A 16,651-nucleotide genomic window follows, 5' to 3' on the forward strand; every position below is an offset into this window, starting at 1 on the left:
GGCCGACCGAGCGGTCACCACGCCGGCACAGCTCGACGATCTCGGCCTTGAACTCCGGCGTGAACGAGCGGCGAGGGCGAGGCTTCTTCTTCCCCATGCTCTCCATGATGGACATCCTCCCGGGGACAAACCCCTGATCTCGGATGTCCGCCAAAGCGGATCAAGCCCAGTCTGGAGTCGGTAGAGCCGGGTGCACTTGTGGGCGATACCTGCGGCAGTCAGGGTCTGGGTGACCACAACCAACGATCAACTACTGGCGCAGGACCCTAGCGCAGGGTGGAGAACGCCTCCTGATAAAAGACGGCGAGCGGACCGGCGCGTGGGGCGAGCCGCCTCTCGCTGAAGAGCGCTACGGCTCCTGCGCCGGCACTGGCGTATGCGGCCGTCTGCGCTACCGACGGGTCCTTCACCGCTGCGACGGCGAGAGCTGCGGAGACCACGCCGAAGATCTGACGCGTGCTGAGGTTCAGCAGTCCGGCGAAGTGGCGCGAGACCAGTGCACCCTTGACGAAACGCGGGAAGTCCGCGAGCGCGTCCGCGTCCTCGCGGAGCAGCGCCGGGAGCCAGTCGCTGTGCAGGCTGGGCCACAGGTGTCTCGCCGCGGCGTCCCTCAGGCGAAGCAGGCGGGTGAGGCTGTTCGACCAGTCGGCGAGGAGGACGGAGTCGACCTCTGCGTACGCGGCCTTTTCCTGTGCGACCCCGGCGATGTACGGCTCGAACCCCCGCGCGCCAGCAAAGTCGCCTTCACCTGCCTGCAGATCACGGATGAACGGTGTCTCCACGCGTTGTTTGACGTCATCCTGCAGGGCGAGGGCGCCGGGGTCCCAGTCGCGGGGGTGCCTCAGCAGCCGGACTCCGTTGTGCTGCCGCCCGGCGAGGGGATCACTGATGAGTGAGAGGAGTTCCCGGATGTGCTCCTGGGGATCCGTACGCATCGGCCCCGGCTGGTTCTCCGGCGGCGACAACCAGTGACGCAGGCCGCTCATCGAACCGGCGACGATGCTGTGCCTCGCGGCGGCTACCGGTTGCAGCAGCGAGTAGTTCACCTTTTCGAGCGACGGATCGTCTCCCTGGTCAATCCAGTTCCGCACCTGGCGGCTGGGCATCTCCCGTCGGAGCGCCGCGTGGGCCTGCCGCACGAGTGCCTGCGTACCGGATCCCAGGCACAGCCAGTCCACAGGCTCCAGGATGGGGCCGCTGTCGCCGACTCCTGAGGCGAGTTGCCCGAAGATCCGGCTCGTAGCCCATCCCACCTCCTGAGCGGCGAGCAGTTCGTTGTCCAGGGATTCCTTGGTGCAGTACACCTTCTCGAACATCCAGAGCGGCGCGGCGCCGTTCCACAGGAGGGCTCCCGGCAGAGCGCTGTTGCGCGGCTCGCAGGGATCCTGCGCGAGTGCACGGTTGTACTCCCAGCCCGGAAGATAGATTCCGTTGACCGCCGCCATCCGCCCCTCCACCTGCTGTCCCCCGTATCCGAGGGGAAGCCTAGTGACCCGGTGTGAGACTGTCCGCTGAACGGAACGGCTTCTCCGGGCTCCCTGCCTTTCAGGCGGGCGCCTCCACTTAAACGTGCAGGCGCATGACGCTACGGGCGCACACGGTGGGGGACCATGTGACGGCAGCGCAGGGGAGTCACGGGCGGTCGGGTGCCCCATGTCGTCGGGAGAGGGCCAGCCTGCGTCGCTCCCGGTCGATTTCGGTGCCGCCAGGACAGCTCGGGGACCGTGATGAACCCCACGCCGGGGAAGAGCGGGTGGTGGGAAGGTCGTCGCTCCTCGGTACAGGGGAGTGACGCGAGCGGCCCGTGCAACCTCTTGGGTTGCACGGGCCATCTTTTCGTTCTGCGGGCTCGTGTCCGCGGTCTCGTCGGGCCGGGTTCTGTGCCGGCTCACCTCGGAGACCTACACCGGCTCAGTTTCCGGCTGCGCGTCCGCGGAGAGGATGCGCAGCATCATGCGCTGCCTCTCCGCCGGGCCCGTCCTGTGCAGGGCGTTCTCGGCGCAGGCGACGCCGTCGTGCCAGGGCATCTCCTCCACTGAGAACTCGCCCTGCCCGCGATGGCTACCGCGTTCGCTTCTACGCCGCCGTCCAGGTCGTGGTGCCGATGTGGATCCGGACCCACCTGGCCGGCGCGGAGGACGGACGCCGCAGGTTGGCTTCCCGTGATGGATTATCACGGCGTGATAATCCATCACACCTCCTGAGCCCGGTGGAGCGATGACTGACGGACTGCTCTGCCGGGAGACATCCGACCGATCCACAGCTCCGTCCAGGGGTCTGCCGCCGCCCCGGCCTCCGCTTCCTGGAAGCGGGGGCGTGCGTGCCGAAGGCGGCGGTCAAAGCCCTCGTCCTCGCTGTCGGCGCTACGCCGACGGGCTCTGAGCCCGCGTCTGGCTGCGGAGCAGCTCGGTGAGCCTGAGCCGTTCGGCTTCCGAGAGGCGCTCCGAGATGAGGCGGGCCAGGGCGTCGACGTCGTGCCACGGCACGTCGCTCCCCGGCTTCGGACCGGCCTCCGTCGAAACGTCCGGCGTCGCCGCCAGCTATGCACTGCAGGTCAGGGCCCGCCGGGCGCGCGCGGCCGCCTCGGCCGAGCGGCTGCGTCGCCGTCGGGCGAGCCCGTCCGCGGGCGGCCGATGTCGGCTGCTTGGCGCCCTCTCCGCCGTCGCCGGCCCAGAGGATCTCGACGTCCTCGCGCAGTCGGCGGTTTTCCCGCCGCAGCGCGGCCAGCTCCTCACGTTCACTGCTGGTCAGCCCGTCGCGCTCGCCCGCGTCGACCTCGGCCTGCTTCACCCAGTCACGCACCGCGGTCTCGGTCAGATCGAAGTCCTTGGCGATCTGACCCACCGTGCGGTCATCGCGCCGGCACAGCTCGACGATCTGGGATGTCCGCCAAAGCGGATCAAGCTCAGCCTCCATCACGGCGAGGTGCGGGGAGACAGCCTGGCGTCAGATGCCGAGGTGGTGCTGTGAACCCACGACAGGGAGCGTCCCCGCAGTGCCGGACGTGGAGGGGAAGCGGGATAATGCGGAGCATGGCTCCACAGTCCTCGCCCGGCTCTCCTCCGTCCGCCGCCGAAGTGCTGCGTGCGCGGTACGAGGGCCGCCTGCCGGCCCGCCTGGAAGACCTCGCCGGGCCCGTGCACGGCCGGGTCGAGCTTCCCCTGCATGTCGCCTGGTCCGGCCTGCGCGCGTACGACCTGGACCGGCCGCGGCAGCGTATGAGCCTGTACCGCACCGTCCTGGCCGAAGGCCAGCGCGACGACGTCGTCGCGCTGCTGAACCGGGAGCTGCTGATCTCCCAGTGGCCCGCACTGCGCACCCTGGTCAGCCGGCACATCCGCGCCGTGTGGGAGGACGCCTTCCACGAGCTCGCCCGGCGGACCGCCGCGGCATGAACCTCAGCGATCTGCACCGCCGGCTCCTCGCCGACGTCCTCGCCATCGGTACCCCGTATCCACTGGTCATCACCGGCGGCTACGCCGTCCAGGCACACGGACTGGTCGAACGTCTCAGCCAGGACCTCGACGTCGCCACGGAGAACCCCGCCCCGATGGCCGACATCCTCCACGACCTGCGCCAGGGCCTGATCGGAAAGGGCTGGCAGGTCACCGTCGTCAGCGTGGATCCGCTCTCCGCACGCCTGCTGGTCGCCGACCCCGCAAGCGGTGAGGACTGCGAAGTGGACATCCTCAAGGAGAACCTCTGGGCGCCGCCCGAGACCACCGAGTACGGCCCGGTCCTCGCTCTCGACGACGTCATCGGGACCAAGGTCCGCGCCCTGGCCGACCGCGGCGCGGTCCGGGACCTCATCGACGTCCACGCCGCCGCCGGCCTTCGCACGACCGCCGACCTGGAGCGTCTGGGCGAGAGGCACGGGCGCGACGAGTTCCGCCTCCGGGAGCTCCGCGACCGTCTCGCCGGCGCCGACTGGTACGACGACGAGGAGTTCGCCGCGTACGGGCTCTCCGAGGCCGACACCGCCCGGCTCAGGACGTGGGCGCAGCAGTGGGCCGGCGACCTGGACCAGCGGCTGGGTGAGGAAGAGGACTCCGGCGAGTTCTGACCCGTGAACCGCGCTTCTGAGCACCGTGGGCCAGGCGGTGACGGGCAAAGGGCGCAGCCATGCGGCTGCTGGAGGGCACGTGGGGCAAGCCGTCCAGGGAATTATCACGGCGTGATAATCGCGCCGTGGATGTGTACCAGCTTCACGGGCCGCCCGGCCAGGGTCACACCTCCCGGCCCGCAGCTCGACGGTGAACCACTACGGCTACATCACCATCGATCGACTGCCACGCGGACTCGCTCAGCTCGACGAGCAGGGCACCGGCCGCTCCGGAGCGTGGTCATGGACGGGCCCGAGCAGGGCGGTAGCAGCAGTCAGATCAGCCCGGTATCGCCCCGCAGGGCGTCGGGCTGACCGACGCGACCAGCATGAGTTCACCGTGGACGCGACTGTCGTCTCCAGCCCATCTCGGACCGCTGCGACCACCAGTCCTGTTCAAGAGGGCCCGTCGCTGTCTGTACGGTGTCCAGCACCGCCTGGGCATGGACTTCATCCGGCGACCGCGTACGTCCGCCGTACCGGAACCGTCCGATGGCCCGTCGCAGCGCATCGCACGCCTCCCCGGGACGCCCCTCCTGCAGGAGCGCGAGGCCGAGGGTGACAAGGACCCGGCCCTCGGCGTATATCTCCCCTGCCACATTCAGGGCTGCCACCGCCGGTTCCAGGGACCGGACGGCCTCCTGCGAGGTCGATACTTCGTCCAGGGTCGCGTAAACGCGCTCCAGAACGGCGTCTTCCAAACGCACGGAGCAGGCGGGCTGAATGACCACGAGATGCTGCTGCAGGGCCTCGAATGCCTCCTTGAAACGTCTGGCTCCGTGGAAGAAGAACCAGTTCCAGTACAGACGGTCCACAGCACGGTGGAAGGCCGCATCGGTCAGCGATATCGCCTCGCTTATGAGACGCTCGGCGCTGGTCGGCCGGCCGGCCAGCGCGACAAGGTTGCCGGTGGCGATCAGGTTGCTGCCTTCGGCCATCAGCCAGCGTTGGATCTCTTCGTCGCCGCGCGCGTCCCGGGGACGAGTTCGCAGGTTTCGGATCGTGTCCAGGTAATGACCCACCAGCCGGTGGACAGCCGCACCCCGCTCTTGCTCCGGAACGTGCAGGTTCATCTGCTCAGTGGCGAAGGCGCGGACCAGATCGTGGAGGCGCCACCGCCCGTACGCCGTTCCGCTCTCGACCAGATGCGCCTGGGCCAAGGTTTCCAGCAGTCGGCGGCACACTCGCGGCTCGTCGCCGAACAGCGCAGCGGCGGTCTCGGTGGAGATCTCCGGGCCAGGGCTGAGCGGCAGTATGCGGAACAGGCCGGCGGCCTGCACGCTCAGGGCCTGGTAAGAGAGATCGAATGCGGCTCGCACCGCCAGACCGTCGACGGCGAGTGCGTCGAGCCGTGCTCGTTCGTCGGAGAGGTCCTCGATCATCACGGCCAGCGGCTTGCGCGGGTCCTGGACCAGGAGCGCGCCGACGATCCGCAACGCAAGCGGCAGGTATCCACACAGCCGCGCCAACTCGTTTGCCGCCTGTCGCTCCTGCGCGAGGCGGGCGTCCCTGCCGTGTGCGACCTCCAGGAGACGGCTGAGGAGGTCGAAGGCCGACTGCTCGTTGAGTACGTGCAGGCCGAGCAGCCGGGAATCCAGCGTCGACAAGGTATGACGCGATGTCACAATCGCCCGAGTCCGCCGGTCGGCCGGCAGCAGTGGCCGCGCGTGCTCGGCACTGGAGGCGTTATCCACCAGTACAAGGATGGGCTGCCCCTGCTCGGCGAACGCGGCCAGGACCGACCTGTACAGCCGCGCCCGGTCTTGCAGCTGGGACGGTATGTGCTCGCTGCGCACCCCGAGCGCCTGGAGGAGGCCGTGCAGCGCATTCGCGGGCTCGACCCGCCGCTCGTCGTCGTATCCCTGCAGGTCGGCGAAGAGGACTCCGCCCGGGTACCAGCCGCGCTTCCGGGCGGCGTGTGCCGCCTGTATCGCCAGCTCCGTCTTGCCGACACCAGCCAGTCCCACCACGGAGCAGACCGTCGGGGTGTCATCGATGCCGGGATCCAGCAACCCCAGCAGCAGATCCAGTTCCCGGTCCCGGCCGGTGAACCCGGGGCTGGCGGTCGGCAACCCCGCCAGTGCCGGCAGCACCTCCGGTGGCAGGTGCACGGCGACAGTGTGGCCCTGGATGACGGCATGGAAGAAGACTCCTCCGCTGATCTGATTCCCCACTGCCGAGGCCAGACCATCCGGAACGGGCAGCCCGCGGTCGTCGGCATCCGCCATGCCGCTCAGCTCCGGGAGGTGGATCCCGGAGTTGTCGGCGGCGGTGGCGAAGCGGTGAAGGACAGCCCGGAGACATCCCGGCTCTGGATCACCGGGCCGTGGAACGTCCCCCCGCTGATCTCGTTGTGCGTCTCACCATCCCCACTGCGCACCAGCTTCGCCTGCCCAAGCCACTGTTGAAGCCCCGCGGAAAAGTCCATATCCACTGCCGCTCGCATCGCCAAAGCTGTACTGAGCTCCTGCGCCCGCACCGGATCCGCCGGATCCTCCTCCAGCCTGGCCAGCTCTGTCTCTCCCGAACTCACTGCAGGAACCTGTTCGCCGACCTCGCCACGCCGAAACGGCCGACGCACCAGCGCACCTAGCCCAGCCCACACCTGCCGCCCCAATTCACCGCCGGCGCCGCCGGCCAGCGCCGCCAGTAACCCCACCGACACCGGATCCATACCCCACCCCTTCCAATGCCTGGCCCACGGCCAACTTAGCCTTGCGGTGAAGTTCAGGTTGTCGCATCCCTGACATTCAGACCCGGCCCTGGACAGCCGGGCGAGGTCGGGCCGACCCAACGTCGTCCGAGCGATCCAGGCCACGGACCGTCCGCACTCGAAGTGGGAGCAACCCCCTCTGCGCCTTGCACTATGCAACCCCGGTCCTCCGCGCCCGCGCTTCCTCGTTCACAGGGCACCCGTCTTCCTGGCCATGTCGATCGCTGCGTGGCCGCTGGTGACGGTGAGGCAAGCCGTCCCGGGAATTATCACGCCGTGATAATCGCGCCGTGGATCCGCACCATTTTCACGGGGCCGCCCGCAGCCTCAGGACAGAGGAGACGGCCGGCGGGGCGGCGGCAGCTTGTGCAGCAGTTCCCACAGAGGGCGGGAGCCCGCGGCCCACTCGCCGAGCAGGTGCCGGTCGACCAGGTGCAGCCGCTGGGACTCGGCGAACGGCCGGCAGTTGGCGGTGAACCGGCCGTTCGTCACAAGGATCACCACGTCGGCGCCGTGCACCTGCCGGGCCGTACCGTTGAGCACCTGCAGGTCCGGGGTACGGACCGGGGACCCGGCCAGTCCGGCGCGGCGGTGCTTGCACTGGATCACCCAGCGCCGCCCGAACGGATCGGTGGCCTTGACGTCCGCGCCGTTGTCACCGGCGCCGCCGACCTGCTCGGCATCGGCGCAGCCGTCGCGACGCATAAGGTCGCGTACCGCGAGTTCGAACTGCCGGTGGTGCAGCGCGTCCAGCTGAGGCAGCGCGTACCTGAGGGCGCGGGCCCGAACCCGTTCCCATTTGGCCTGCTGGGCCCGCTGGTGGAGCCACCACCCTGTTGCCGCGGCCGCGGCGGCGGCGAGAGCGGCCGGGATCCACCAGTGCTCGAGGAGCCAGTTGGCGATGGTGACGATCAGCCAGAGGCCGGCCGCGGCCGCCCCCAGCACCGCCAGGCCCTCCCCGCCCCGCGGCTTCCTCGTCCGCCGCCGTCCACTGCGGCGCCGTGCCGGCCGCCGGCCCGTCATCGGTCGCCGTCCGCGCCGGGAAAGCGGATCGGGTAGGAGACGCTGGGCTGTGCCGACGGCCGCGTCCTCTGCCCTGAGCCGGGGAACTTGATCGGATACGAGACGGTGGGACGAGGGAGCGGCTTGGCCGCTTGCTTCTCCACGCCCGGGAACTTGATCGGGTAGGAAACCGTCGGCCGGGGCTGGGGTGTGGTCCCGTCCCCGGTGGCGCCGTCCCGGCCGCTTCCTAACAACGCCAGAATGACGACAGCAAAGCCGGTCAACGACGCTTTCGCGCCCGGTGACGAGCGCCAGTGAGCCCTTACCGCCGTCCCGTCTCGCTTGATGTAACTCGATATCCAGGGCACGGTGTTCCCCCTCCCGGTTCGCCGCCCCCTGCGGCGAACCACCATGCTTGCACCCACCACTGACAATCGGCAGCCGCATGGTCACTTGTAGTGATCTTCGGAATCGGTCCGGCTGGTGGGGAAGACGGCATGTACCGGGGCCGGCCGTCAGGCGGCGGCCGCCAATGAGGGGTCGGCCCGGCGTGGGCCCAGTCGTGCGGGGTCGACAAGTCGTCCCTGGCGTTCCAGTTCGGCGGCTTCGACGGCCAACCGGCCCACTTCGATGCGGTGGGCCTCGATCTCCCATGCTGTGCGGTGGTCCGCGCGGCCTGTGGCGGAGTGCCGCGGGTAGCGGCGGGCGCAGGGGTCCATGCCGGGGACGACGGTCTGCCGGGCGTCGGCTCGCGGGCCGAGCTTGCGCTTGCGGGCCCGGCTGAGCCGGGACCAGTGGACCTCGCGGATCCACCAGTGATGCCGCGCCTGGTCGACGCGTGCCGCGACGGCGCGTTCGGCGGTGCGGCCTGCTTCACCGAGCTGGGCAGCGGCCTCGTACAGAGTGCGCGCCGACTGCGGGGAGCAGAACGTCGCGGTGGACGTGCTGCGCATGCGACCGACGGCGGCTGCCGACGTCGGCTGCGCCGGGGACCGTGACGCGAGGCAGCGCCAACGATCCCCGGCGTGGTCAACGCTCGACGCCGTCAGTACACCGTTCCGTCGGCGCGCTGGCCGAGCGACTGGGACAGTGAACTGATCGTGTTGTGCTTGACCCAGGCTCCAGTCGCGTTGAGGTCGGGGCTGCGATTGGCGGACACGCCGTCCGAGTTCGACAGGCTCGAGGAGTAGCTCATCGACTGAATCGTCGCTCCAGCCGAATCCCGCAGGCTCACCGAGTCACCGCTGTTGGACAGGTTGAGGCCACCGGTGCTTGCCGCCACCGCCACGATGCCGCCGGGGATGCTGGAGGATCCGCCGAACACGGTGATCGCCTTGCCGGGCTGCAACGTGGTCCCGGCCGCGAAGGTGTGCCGCACTCCCGAACCGTCGCGGACCGTCCAGCCCGCGATGCTGATCTCGGTGCCGCCGGTGTTCACGATCTCGACGGCCTCGCCGGCGGTGTTGCTGCCCGGCTCGTTCGCCAGCACCTCGTTGATGATGACATTGGCGGGACCGCCTCCGCCGCCCGTTGTGACGGTGACGTTGCGGGTGGTGGTGTGGGTGGCACCGCCGTTGTCGGTCACGGTCAGCGACACCGCGTACGTGCCTGCCGATGCGTAGCTGACGGTCGGGTTGGTCGCGGTCGAGGTCTGGCCGTTGCCGAAGTTCCAGCTGCGACTCGCGATCGTGCCGTCGGCGTCGCTGCTGCCGTCGGTGAAGCTGCACGTGAGGTCGGTGCAAGAGTGCGTGAACGCCGCCGTGGGCGACTGGTTCCCGCCGCCCGCGCCGCCGGTGACGAAGTCGTAGCGAGCCAGGACCGGGTAGTGATCGCTGGTGGTAGAGGTGTAGTTCGGCACATATGCCTGCGGCTGGAAGGCCTCGGCCGAGCCCGCGACGTACTTCGCCATGACCTCATTGGTGTTGAGCTGGTGGTCGATAAAGTCCGGGTAGCCCGCCGTCGATGGCACCCCAGCCAGCGACAGGGCGCGCGTCGGGAAGCCGTAGCGCGCCGTGTCGTTCACGAAGTTCGCGTACGGCGACGCCTGCCCGGGCGTGATGGACGTGTCGACGTCGTCGTTCCAGTCGCCGATGACGAAGACGTCCTGCGTCGGGTAGGTCGTGTCGAGGTAGGACTTGAGAGCCTGTGACGCGGGGTTGCGCTGGTTCCAGGCATCCTGGGTGGACCCGGCCTTCGCGTGCAGGACGATGAAGACGAGGTCACGGGTCACGCCGTCGAAGGTGCCGCGCAGCTTGAACTCCACGGGCGGGCGGCCGGCGAAGTTGCTGTTCTGCTCGGGCAGGATGACCTTCGCGCTCACGAGGGTGGCCATGCTGCTGCGCCAGACGAGCGCGACCTTCTGCTCGGTGTTGCTGAAGTCGGAGTAGTACTGCGCCCCGTTCGTCACGATCGGATCGTTCGCCACGACACCGGTGTAACCGGGTATACCGGCGACGAGCGAGTCGAACGCCGAGGTGCTGACAACTTCGGACAGGCCCCACACGTCCATGTCGGCGCCCGCCATAACGTCGCGGACGTTCTGCTGCTGCAGCGCCTCGTCGGTCGGGCCGAAGTCCGGCGCGCCGAACCACTCGACGTTCCAGTTGCCGACGTCGAGCTGCGTCGGTGAACCCTGCGACGGGACCGTGGTGGCGGCATGCGCAGCGGGGGGCGAGCTGATCGTTGCCAGCGCGATGGCGGCGGCCGCGGCTCCCCCGAGCGCGCGCAGACTGAGTTTCATCGACAAGAGACCTTTCGGAGCAGGCGTGTTGGACCGGTCGGAGGGAGTGTCCCGCCCCGACCCCTGGATGTAGGTCGTGACTGCCGGAACTTGAGGCCACTCGTGAGTGAACAGTGGCGCACAGACCTGCCTCGCGATGCCCGGGGCCGGCGCCATCGTTCGGGACTGCTGCACGATCAGGTGACACCTGACCTGGCTTGCTGAGAAGCGGCCTGGAAGGATGTTGCAGTGTCCAAGCCGTATCCGAAGGAGTTCCGCGAGGACGTCGTGCGGGTCGCGCGCAACCGAGAGCCCGGCGTCAGGCTGGAACAGATCGCCGCCGACTTCGGGGTCCACCCGATCACGTTGTCGAAGTGGCTGCGCCGCTCCGAGACCGATGAGGGCGCCAGGCCCGGAACGACGCCGAGTGAGTCGGCCGAGCTGCGCGAGGCCCGCAAGCGGATCCGGTTGCTGGAGCAGGAGAACGAGGTGCTCAGGAGGGCGGCGGCGTATCTGTCGCAGGCGAACCTTCCGGCAAAATGATCTACCCGCTCGTCCGTGAGCCGGCCGTCGCCGATGCCCCTTACCGGGTGCCGGTGGCGGTGCCGTGCCGAGTGCTCGGGCTGGCGCGCCAGCCCTACTACCGGTGGCTGGCCTGCCCGGTCACCGACGCGGAACTGACCGAGGCATACCGTGCCAACGCCCTGTTCGACGCGCACCGCGACGATCCCGAGTCCGGGCACCGCTTCCTTCTCGACGAGGCCCGCGCCGCCGGTGAGGCGATGGCCGAGAGGACCGCCTGGCGGATCTGCCGGGACAACGGCTGGTGAAGTGCCTTCGGCAAACGCAGGGGCCGCGGGAAGAACACCCAGAGCCGGACCACCGGTCCACGACGACCTGGTGCGGCGGAACTTCACCGCGGACGGGCCGAACCGGTTGTGGCTCACGGACATCACCGAGCACGCGACCGGCGAGGGCAAGCTGTATCTGTGCGCGGTCAAGGACGCGTACTCCGGCCGCATCGTGGGCTACTCCATCGACGCCCGGATGAAGTCCCGCCTCGCGGTGGCCGCGCTGGAGTCCGCCGTCGCCCGCCGCAGCGCAGCCCCGCTGCGGGATGCATCGCCGGCTCCAGCCCGAGGGCGGCCGCGAGCTGACGACAGTCCATCGCCTCCCCACGCATCCCGTTCCCGCCGGCCAGGACCTCCATGATCCGCTGATAGTCCGGCGCGAGAACCGCCGGTGCGAGCCCTTCCTCCCAGTGCGGCACCACTGAGCCGGGCACCGCCTGCCTGACCTGCACCGGCCGTTCGCCGGCCACCACGACCGGCGCCCCATCCTCGCCTCCGCGGGGCTCCGCCAGAACCACGCCCACCGTCTCACGGGCGATCACGAACCGCTCCCACACCGCCTCGGCCTCCCGCAGCTCGACCTGGAGAGCCTCCACCCGCTGCCGAGCGGCGCGTTCACGCTCCTCCAGCAACCCCATCACCGACGGCATCCCGGCACCTCCACCGAAGAGACGACACGACACCCCGTCCCTCCCGCCGAAACACCACCCCTACACCTGACCAGCGAAAACAAACCCGCCGCTCTCGGAAAGACAACGGCTTCTTAGGAGTTGTCGACTCCTGTTCACCGGTCGGCAACCCAGCGCAGCCAGCCTCCCTTCGAGCGCGTTGATCTACAAAACGCGCTCTTCGTCTATTGGGGGAGGAACAGATGAGAAGACACCGGATACACCGCGCGGGAATAGTGGGGGCGGTCGGCGGTCTGCTCACGGTGCTCATGGCGCCTTCCGCCCACGCGGCTCCGGCGCCGCTCACGGATCCGGCCAAGGCGGCAGCGGTGGCCGCCAAGCTCGGCGGCAATCGCACCGCCGGCGTTTACTACAAGAACGGGCAGCTCGTCGTCGCGGTCACCGACGAAGCTGCCGCGGAGTCGGTGCGGAGCGCAGGAGGGACGGCGGAGATTGTCCGACACAGTGCGGCTCAGCTCGACTCCATCCACTCCGATCTGGATCAACTAGCCGGCATCCCCAACACCTCGTGGGGCGTCGACCCCAGCAGCAACCAGGTGACCGTCAAGATCTACGACGGCGTGTCCGCCGCCGATCGGGCGCGGATCGAACACGTTGCTGCGGATCACGCAGATGCGGTACGCATCGAGAGCCACTCGGGCAAGCTGGAACGCACCGCCTATGCAATGCGCGGCGGCCTCGGCATGGTCTCCAACGACTGGCTGTGCACCGCGGGGTTCAACGTTCAGAACAGCTCAGGTGAGAAGTTCATGCTCACCGCCGGGCACTGCATGATCGGCGGCAATTACACCTGGTACCGGTACAGCGGCAACATCAAACTGGGGACGATGGTCGACTGGGAATACGAGCCCGGAGACTGGGCCATCATCGACTACACCAACCCTGACGTCTCCCCGTACGGCACGATCCAGTACAAGGACGGCTCCGAGGGGCAGATCACGAACTCGCGGTGGGTCTCGGACGGCGAGAAGGTGAGGCGTGTGGGAACGGTGAGCCAGGACCTCGATGGCATGGTGCTCGAACCGAGCACGACCGTGAATTACGCCGGCGGGGCCACGCTCTACAACATGATCGAGACCAGCCTCTGTGTCAGGCACGGCGACAGTGGAGGCCCCATGTTCACCGGGACGACCGCCCTGGGCATCAACTCCGGTGGCAACTATGCCGACGAAGCCTGCGGCGACACAGATGCGCAACCAGACCGGGTGTCCTTCTACCATCCCGTGCAGGATGTGCTCGTCGACCACCATCTCGCTGTCTACTGAACTCCGATCCACTGCGCGGTGAGCGCTCTGTCGAGGGGCTGGTCCGATACTTCCGCTCCTTCCGGATGTGGAAGACGAACGATCCTGGCCTGAGCCTCAAGGGCACCCAAGTCTTCGGACGCAGTCACCGTGCGATGGTCCGCGGCGGGTAGGTGCGGACCTGTACCGGCGCTGCCCGGTACAGGTCCGCCCGGAACAGCTGCATCCGAACCTCCAGGTGTCTGGTCACGATGCGACAACAAACTCGATTAGGCAACGAAGCGGAATGAACCCGGCCGAGGGTCGACGCGTCACAGGAGCGGCGAGACCTCCGCCGCTCCTGTGCATAGCTTGCCCCCCTCAGTCCTTGGGAGACCCATGCGTACGAACTCCACGCGTACCGCCACTTTGCTCGCCGCACTCGCTCTCTGTGCCGTGGGAGCCACTGCTGTCGTCGGCTGTGGCAACGAGCAGGCCGACAGCCGCAGTGCAGAGGCACGCGTCACGGAGTCGGCGCCGCAGCTGGGGGCACGCGCCCGCCAGGTTGCCGACGCCTGGGACGGCTCCGAGGCCGCCGAGAAGTGGCACAAGGGCTACTACCCGATGGGTGAAGTGGTCCAGTTGCCCGAGAACGGCCTCCACGACGAAGCCGACAAGCGAGCCTACGAAACCGGGAATTTCGACCTGCACGGAGATCTTCCCTCCGCCCCGCACATAGACGGCAAGGTGACGTGGGAGAGCGGCGGCTCGCTCACCGTGCGGCTCATGGGGGCCCAGAAGGCGTATGAGGCCCTGGACCGCGACAGCAGCCCCGGACCGCGCTTGACGGTGACCGGAGCGAGGCTGGGAGAAATGACTGTGCTCACCAGTCGCGGACCGGCGACGGTACCGGCCTGGCTGTTCACCCTGGAGGGCTACGACACACCGCTCAAGCGGGCTGGTGTCAGCCCGTCAAAGCTGCCCGAGCCGCCCATCAAGCCGGTGGGGCGAGAGGTGCCCACCGACGTGCTCGCGCCGCTTGGCGGGCTGATCAAGGTGGCGGAGGATGGCCGCTCCGTTACCGTCGTGGCCACCCACGGGTCCTGCGACGACGGCCCCGCCGTGGACGCGCTGGAGACGAGCGGCAGCGTGGTGCTGTCCGCATCCGCCGTCGGAGCCAAGGACGGTGACTGCACGGGCGAGATGCGCGGAGAAAGGGTGACGGTGAAGCTGGACCGGGTGGTCGGCAACCGCGTTCTCCTGGACGCGTTCACGGGCCGTCCGGTGCCATACAGCCAGTGGCCGATGATCTCACAGAGCTGGAGCTGAACTGTCCGTTCCGGAAGACGATCGTGCCCTCCTGCACCATGTCACTGTCCGTCTGCCAGCCGACGGCGCAGGGCGAGGAGCTCGCCGTGGGCCGTCTCCAGCGCGGTTCGTAGTTCGGCGACCTGCTCACGATGTTCCTTGCGGATCTGGGCCAGTTGCTGGGTGAGGCGCCGGATCAGGGTGTTCTCGGCCGCGTCGGCGTCGGCAGGCTGGGTGCGGTCTTGGACCGTACCGGCTCGTGTCCGGCGCAGGGCCTCGACCTGGGGCCGGACGACGGGGCGTTTGTAGATGAAGTCGGTGGACACAGCCGCGTCGGCAGCGATGGAGGCGATGGTCACTGGTCCTGTAGTGAAGCATGCGCGGCGGAGTGCCTGTTCGACTGCCTTCTCGGCGCGTTCTCGTCGGCGCCGGGTTGCGACGGCGAGGGCCTCAGTGCGGCGGTCAGGCATCGTGGTCTCCTCCTCGCTGCTGCCGGGCGCCGGCTCCACGGACCGGGACGACCGCGCCGTCGCTGTTGCGGACGCGGTCGATCGCCAGCAGGACGGCGTCGAGGGAGGCGGCCTCGTCGTGGCGTCCGCGTAGCCACACGTTGTCGTCGCTCATCGGCTCGCCCCCGTTATCTTCTTCGCGGTCCTGCAAGAGGGCCACTGGCCTCCGGGCCCGGCATGACTGTTGCCCCCTGTCGATCGGATGACCTGGGGGGTGGTGTCACCGGGTCCGAAGGGTGCCGTCGGAGACGCTGATCAGAGGTCCGACCACCGCCTGGTCGGGCGCAATGCCCGGCCGTTCGCGGGCGGCAGGTCTGCATAACGTGGATGCGCGAGAACGGCTCCCGACTTTGGGGCCGGCACGCATCGACACATGTGGGGGCACGGTGATCAGCATCGACGGGGTGGGCGTCTTCCTGGGCCTGGACGTCGGCAAGCAGACCCATCACGGACACGGTCTGACCCCGGCCGGGAAGACGGTCTTCGACAAGCCGCTGCCGAACACCGAACCGAAACTGCGGGCCGTCTTCGACAAGCTCCGCACAAAGTTCGGCACCGTCCTGGTTGTCGTGGACCAGCCCGCCTCCATCGGCGCCCTCCCGCTGACCGTCGCCCGGGACGTCGGCTGCCAGGTCGCCTACCTGCCCGGACTCGCGATGCGCAGGATCGCCGACCTCTACCCCGGCGAGGCCAAGACCGACGCGAAGGACGCCACGGTCATCGCGGACGCCGCCCGCACCATGCCCCACACCCTGCGCACCCTGGATCTCACCGACGAGGTCGCTGCGGAGCTGACCATGCTGGTCGGCTTCGACCAGGACCTCGCCGGCGAGGCCAACCGCACCTCCAACCGCATCCGCGGCCTGCTCACCCAGTTCCACCCATCGCTGGAGCGCGTCTTGGGCCCGCGCCTGGACCACCCGGCCGTCACCTGGCTCCTCGAGCGCTACGGATCCCCGCAGGCTCTGCGGAAGGCGGGCCGCCGCAGGCTGGTCGAGGTCCTCCGCCCGAGGGCCCCGCGCATGGCCGAACGGCTGGTCGACGACATCTTCACCGCACTCGACGAGCAGACCGTCGTCGTCCCCGGCGCCGGCACTCTCGACGTGATCGTCCCGTCGCTGGCGAAGTCGCTGGCCGCCGTCCACGAACAACGCCGCACCCTGGAGGCACGGATCGAGGCCCTGCTGGAGGCCCACCCTCTTGCCGAGGTCCTGACCTCGATGCCCGGCATCGGCGTCAGGACCGCCGCAGTCCTCCTGACCACCGTCGGCGACGGCAGCTCCTTCCCAAGCGCTGCCCACCTCGCCTCCTACGCAGGACTCGCCCCGGCGACCCGCCAGTCCGGAACCTCGATCCACGGCGAGCACGCCCCGAGAGGCGGCAACCGGCAACTGAAACGGTCCATGTTCCTCTCTGCGTTCGCCGCCCTCCACGATCCCGCCTCCCGCAGCTACTACGACCGCTGCCGGGCCCGAGGCAAAACCCACACCCAGGCCCTCCTCCGCCTCGCCCGCCACCGCATCAGCGTCCTGTTC

15 protein-coding genes and 1 pseudogene are annotated in these 16,651 nt (G+C 68.9%); 6 read left to right on the top strand and 10 right to left on the bottom strand.

From position 1 onward, the window contains the following. Nucleotides 1-266: 266 nt before the first annotated feature. The 3 genes from GUY61_RS20745 to GUY61_RS41895 form a co-directional block, all read right to left on the bottom strand. A complete protein-coding gene (locus GUY61_RS20745; RefSeq protein ID WP_166631716.1) occupies nucleotides 267-1,445 on the bottom strand; it encodes a hypothetical protein in 1,179 nt (392 codons plus the stop codon). Nucleotides 1,446-1,901: 456 nt separating this feature from the next. Beyond that, entirely contained in the window at nucleotides 1,902-2,027 is a 126-nt protein-coding gene (locus tag GUY61_RS41230) for a hypothetical protein (RefSeq protein ID WP_279576830.1), read from the bottom strand. Nucleotides 2,028-2,076: 49 nt separating this feature from the next. Beyond that, nucleotides 2,077-2,916 carry a transposase gene (locus GUY61_RS41895; protein WP_166631717.1) on the bottom strand — a complete coding sequence of 280 codons (840 nt, stop codon included), beginning with the start codon at nucleotides 2,914-2,916 and terminating at the stop codon, nucleotides 2,077-2,079. Nucleotides 2,917-3,032: 116 nt separating this feature from the next. On the opposite strand from GUY61_RS41895, the gene GUY61_RS20755 reads away from it, so the two are divergent. Beyond that, entirely contained in the window at nucleotides 3,033-3,395 is a 363-nt protein-coding gene (locus tag GUY61_RS20755; protein WP_398956274.1) for a hypothetical protein, read from the top strand. After that, nucleotides 3,392-4,063, top strand: a complete 672-nt coding sequence (locus GUY61_RS20760; RefSeq protein ID WP_166631719.1) for a nucleotidyl transferase AbiEii/AbiGii toxin family protein — start codon at nucleotides 3,392-3,394, stop codon at nucleotides 4,061-4,063. Before GUY61_RS20755 ends, GUY61_RS20760 begins: the two co-directional genes overlap by 4 nt. A gap of 374 nt (nucleotides 4,064-4,437) precedes the next feature. Here GUY61_RS20760 and GUY61_RS20765 read toward each other — a convergent pair whose 3' ends face one another. The 5 genes from GUY61_RS20765 to GUY61_RS20785 all read right to left on the bottom strand — a co-directional run bounded on the left by GUY61_RS20765 (nucleotide 4,438) and on the right by GUY61_RS20785 (nucleotide 10,557). Then, nucleotides 4,438-6,330, bottom strand: coding sequence for an NB-ARC domain-containing protein (locus tag GUY61_RS20765; protein WP_166631720.1), 1,893 nt, complete (start codon nucleotides 6,328-6,330; stop codon nucleotides 4,438-4,440). 5 nt (nucleotides 6,331-6,335) lie between these two features. Beyond that, nucleotides 6,336-6,776, bottom strand: coding sequence for a hypothetical protein (locus tag GUY61_RS20770; RefSeq protein WP_166631721.1), 441 nt, complete (start codon nucleotides 6,774-6,776; stop codon nucleotides 6,336-6,338). Nucleotides 6,777-7,142: 366 nt separating this feature from the next. Continuing rightward, on the bottom strand, nucleotides 7,143-7,838 hold the full coding sequence (locus GUY61_RS20775; RefSeq protein ID WP_166631722.1) for a restriction endonuclease: 696 nt from the start codon (nucleotides 7,836-7,838) through the stop codon (nucleotides 7,143-7,145). Nucleotides 7,839-8,332: 494 nt separating this feature from the next. Next, nucleotides 8,333-8,770 (bottom strand): hypothetical protein, encoded by a 438-nt coding sequence (locus tag GUY61_RS20780; RefSeq protein ID WP_166631723.1) that lies wholly within the window; start codon nucleotides 8,768-8,770, stop codon nucleotides 8,333-8,335. A 92-nt stretch (nucleotides 8,771-8,862) separates the two neighbouring features. Beyond that, nucleotides 8,863-10,557 (bottom strand): lamin tail domain-containing protein, encoded by a 1,695-nt coding sequence (locus GUY61_RS20785; protein ID WP_166631724.1) that lies wholly within the window; start codon nucleotides 10,555-10,557, stop codon nucleotides 8,863-8,865. Between the two features lie 228 nt (nucleotides 10,558-10,785). Here GUY61_RS20785 and GUY61_RS40325 point away from each other — a divergent pair. From GUY61_RS40325 to GUY61_RS20810, 3 genes and pseudogenes are all read left to right on the top strand, one after another. Further along, nucleotides 10,786-11,634 (top strand): annotated as a pseudogene (locus GUY61_RS40325) (IS3 family transposase); the annotation flags it as partial. 750 nt (nucleotides 11,635-12,384) lie between these two features. Next, complete coding sequence (locus tag GUY61_RS20805) at nucleotides 12,385-13,341, top strand: S1 family peptidase (RefSeq protein ID WP_166631727.1); 957 nt, start codon at nucleotides 12,385-12,387, stop codon at nucleotides 13,339-13,341. Between the two features lie 357 nt (nucleotides 13,342-13,698). Further along, nucleotides 13,699-14,628, top strand: coding sequence for a hypothetical protein (locus GUY61_RS20810; protein ID WP_166631728.1), 930 nt, complete (start codon nucleotides 13,699-13,701; stop codon nucleotides 14,626-14,628). Nucleotides 14,629-14,669: 41 nt separating this feature from the next. Here the strand turns inward: GUY61_RS20810 and GUY61_RS20815 are convergent, their stop codons facing one another. Together GUY61_RS20815 and GUY61_RS20820 are read right to left on the bottom strand one after the other, a co-directional pair. Continuing rightward, nucleotides 14,670-15,077, bottom strand: a complete 408-nt coding sequence (locus GUY61_RS20815) for a DUF6262 family protein (protein WP_243766613.1) — start codon at nucleotides 15,075-15,077, stop codon at nucleotides 14,670-14,672. Further along, a complete protein-coding gene (locus GUY61_RS20820; protein WP_166631730.1) occupies nucleotides 15,070-15,231 on the bottom strand; it encodes a hypothetical protein in 162 nt (53 codons plus the stop codon). The genes GUY61_RS20815 and GUY61_RS20820 overlap by 8 nt, the downstream gene beginning before the upstream one ends. A gap of 271 nt (nucleotides 15,232-15,502) precedes the next feature. Here GUY61_RS20820 and GUY61_RS20825 point away from each other — a divergent pair. Then, a partial coding sequence (locus tag GUY61_RS20825; protein ID WP_166631731.1) for an IS110 family transposase occupies nucleotides 15,503-16,651 on the top strand: 1,149 nt, incomplete at its 3' end.

The organism is Streptomyces sp. GC420 (assembly GCF_009916105.1).
Lineage (GTDB): Bacteria > Actinomycetota > Actinomycetes > Streptomycetales > Streptomycetaceae > Streptomyces.

Excerpts from the sequence above, each read along its gene's own strand:
- GUY61_RS20745 (WP_166631716.1), bottom strand. The coding sequence starts at position 1,445 with ATGGCGGCGGTCAACGGAATCTATCTTCCGGGCTGGGAGTACAACCGT.
- GUY61_RS41230 (WP_279576830.1), bottom strand. The coding sequence starts at position 2,027 with ATGCCCTGGCACGACGGCGTCGCCTGCGCCGAGAACGCCCTGCACAGG.
- GUY61_RS41895 (WP_166631717.1), bottom strand. The coding sequence starts at position 2,916 with ATGGAGGCTGAGCTTGATCCGCTTTGGCGGACATCCCAGATCGTCGAG.
- GUY61_RS20755 (WP_398956274.1), top strand. The coding sequence starts at position 3,033 with ATGGCTCCACAGTCCTCGCCCGGCTCTCCTCCGTCCGCCGCCGAAGTG.
- GUY61_RS20760 (WP_166631719.1), top strand. The coding sequence starts at position 3,392 with ATGAACCTCAGCGATCTGCACCGCCGGCTCCTCGCCGACGTCCTCGCC.
- GUY61_RS20765 (WP_166631720.1), bottom strand. The coding sequence starts at position 6,330 with ATGGCGGATGCCGACGACCGCGGGCTGCCCGTTCCGGATGGTCTGGCC.
- GUY61_RS20770 (WP_166631721.1), bottom strand. The coding sequence starts at position 6,776 with ATGGATCCGGTGTCGGTGGGGTTACTGGCGGCGCTGGCCGGCGGCGCC.
- GUY61_RS20775 (WP_166631722.1), bottom strand. The coding sequence starts at position 7,838 with ATGACGGGCCGGCGGCCGGCACGGCGCCGCAGTGGACGGCGGCGGACG.
- GUY61_RS20780 (WP_166631723.1), bottom strand. The coding sequence starts at position 8,770 with ATGCGCAGCACGTCCACCGCGACGTTCTGCTCCCCGCAGTCGGCGCGC.
- GUY61_RS20785 (WP_166631724.1), bottom strand. The coding sequence starts at position 10,557 with ATGAAACTCAGTCTGCGCGCGCTCGGGGGAGCCGCGGCCGCCGCCATC.
- GUY61_RS20810 (WP_166631728.1), top strand. The coding sequence starts at position 13,699 with ATGCGTACGAACTCCACGCGTACCGCCACTTTGCTCGCCGCACTCGCT.
- GUY61_RS20815 (WP_243766613.1), bottom strand. The coding sequence starts at position 15,077 with ATGCCTGACCGCCGCACTGAGGCCCTCGCCGTCGCAACCCGGCGCCGA.
- GUY61_RS20820 (WP_166631730.1), bottom strand. The coding sequence starts at position 15,231 with ATGAGCGACGACAACGTGTGGCTACGCGGACGCCACGACGAGGCCGCC.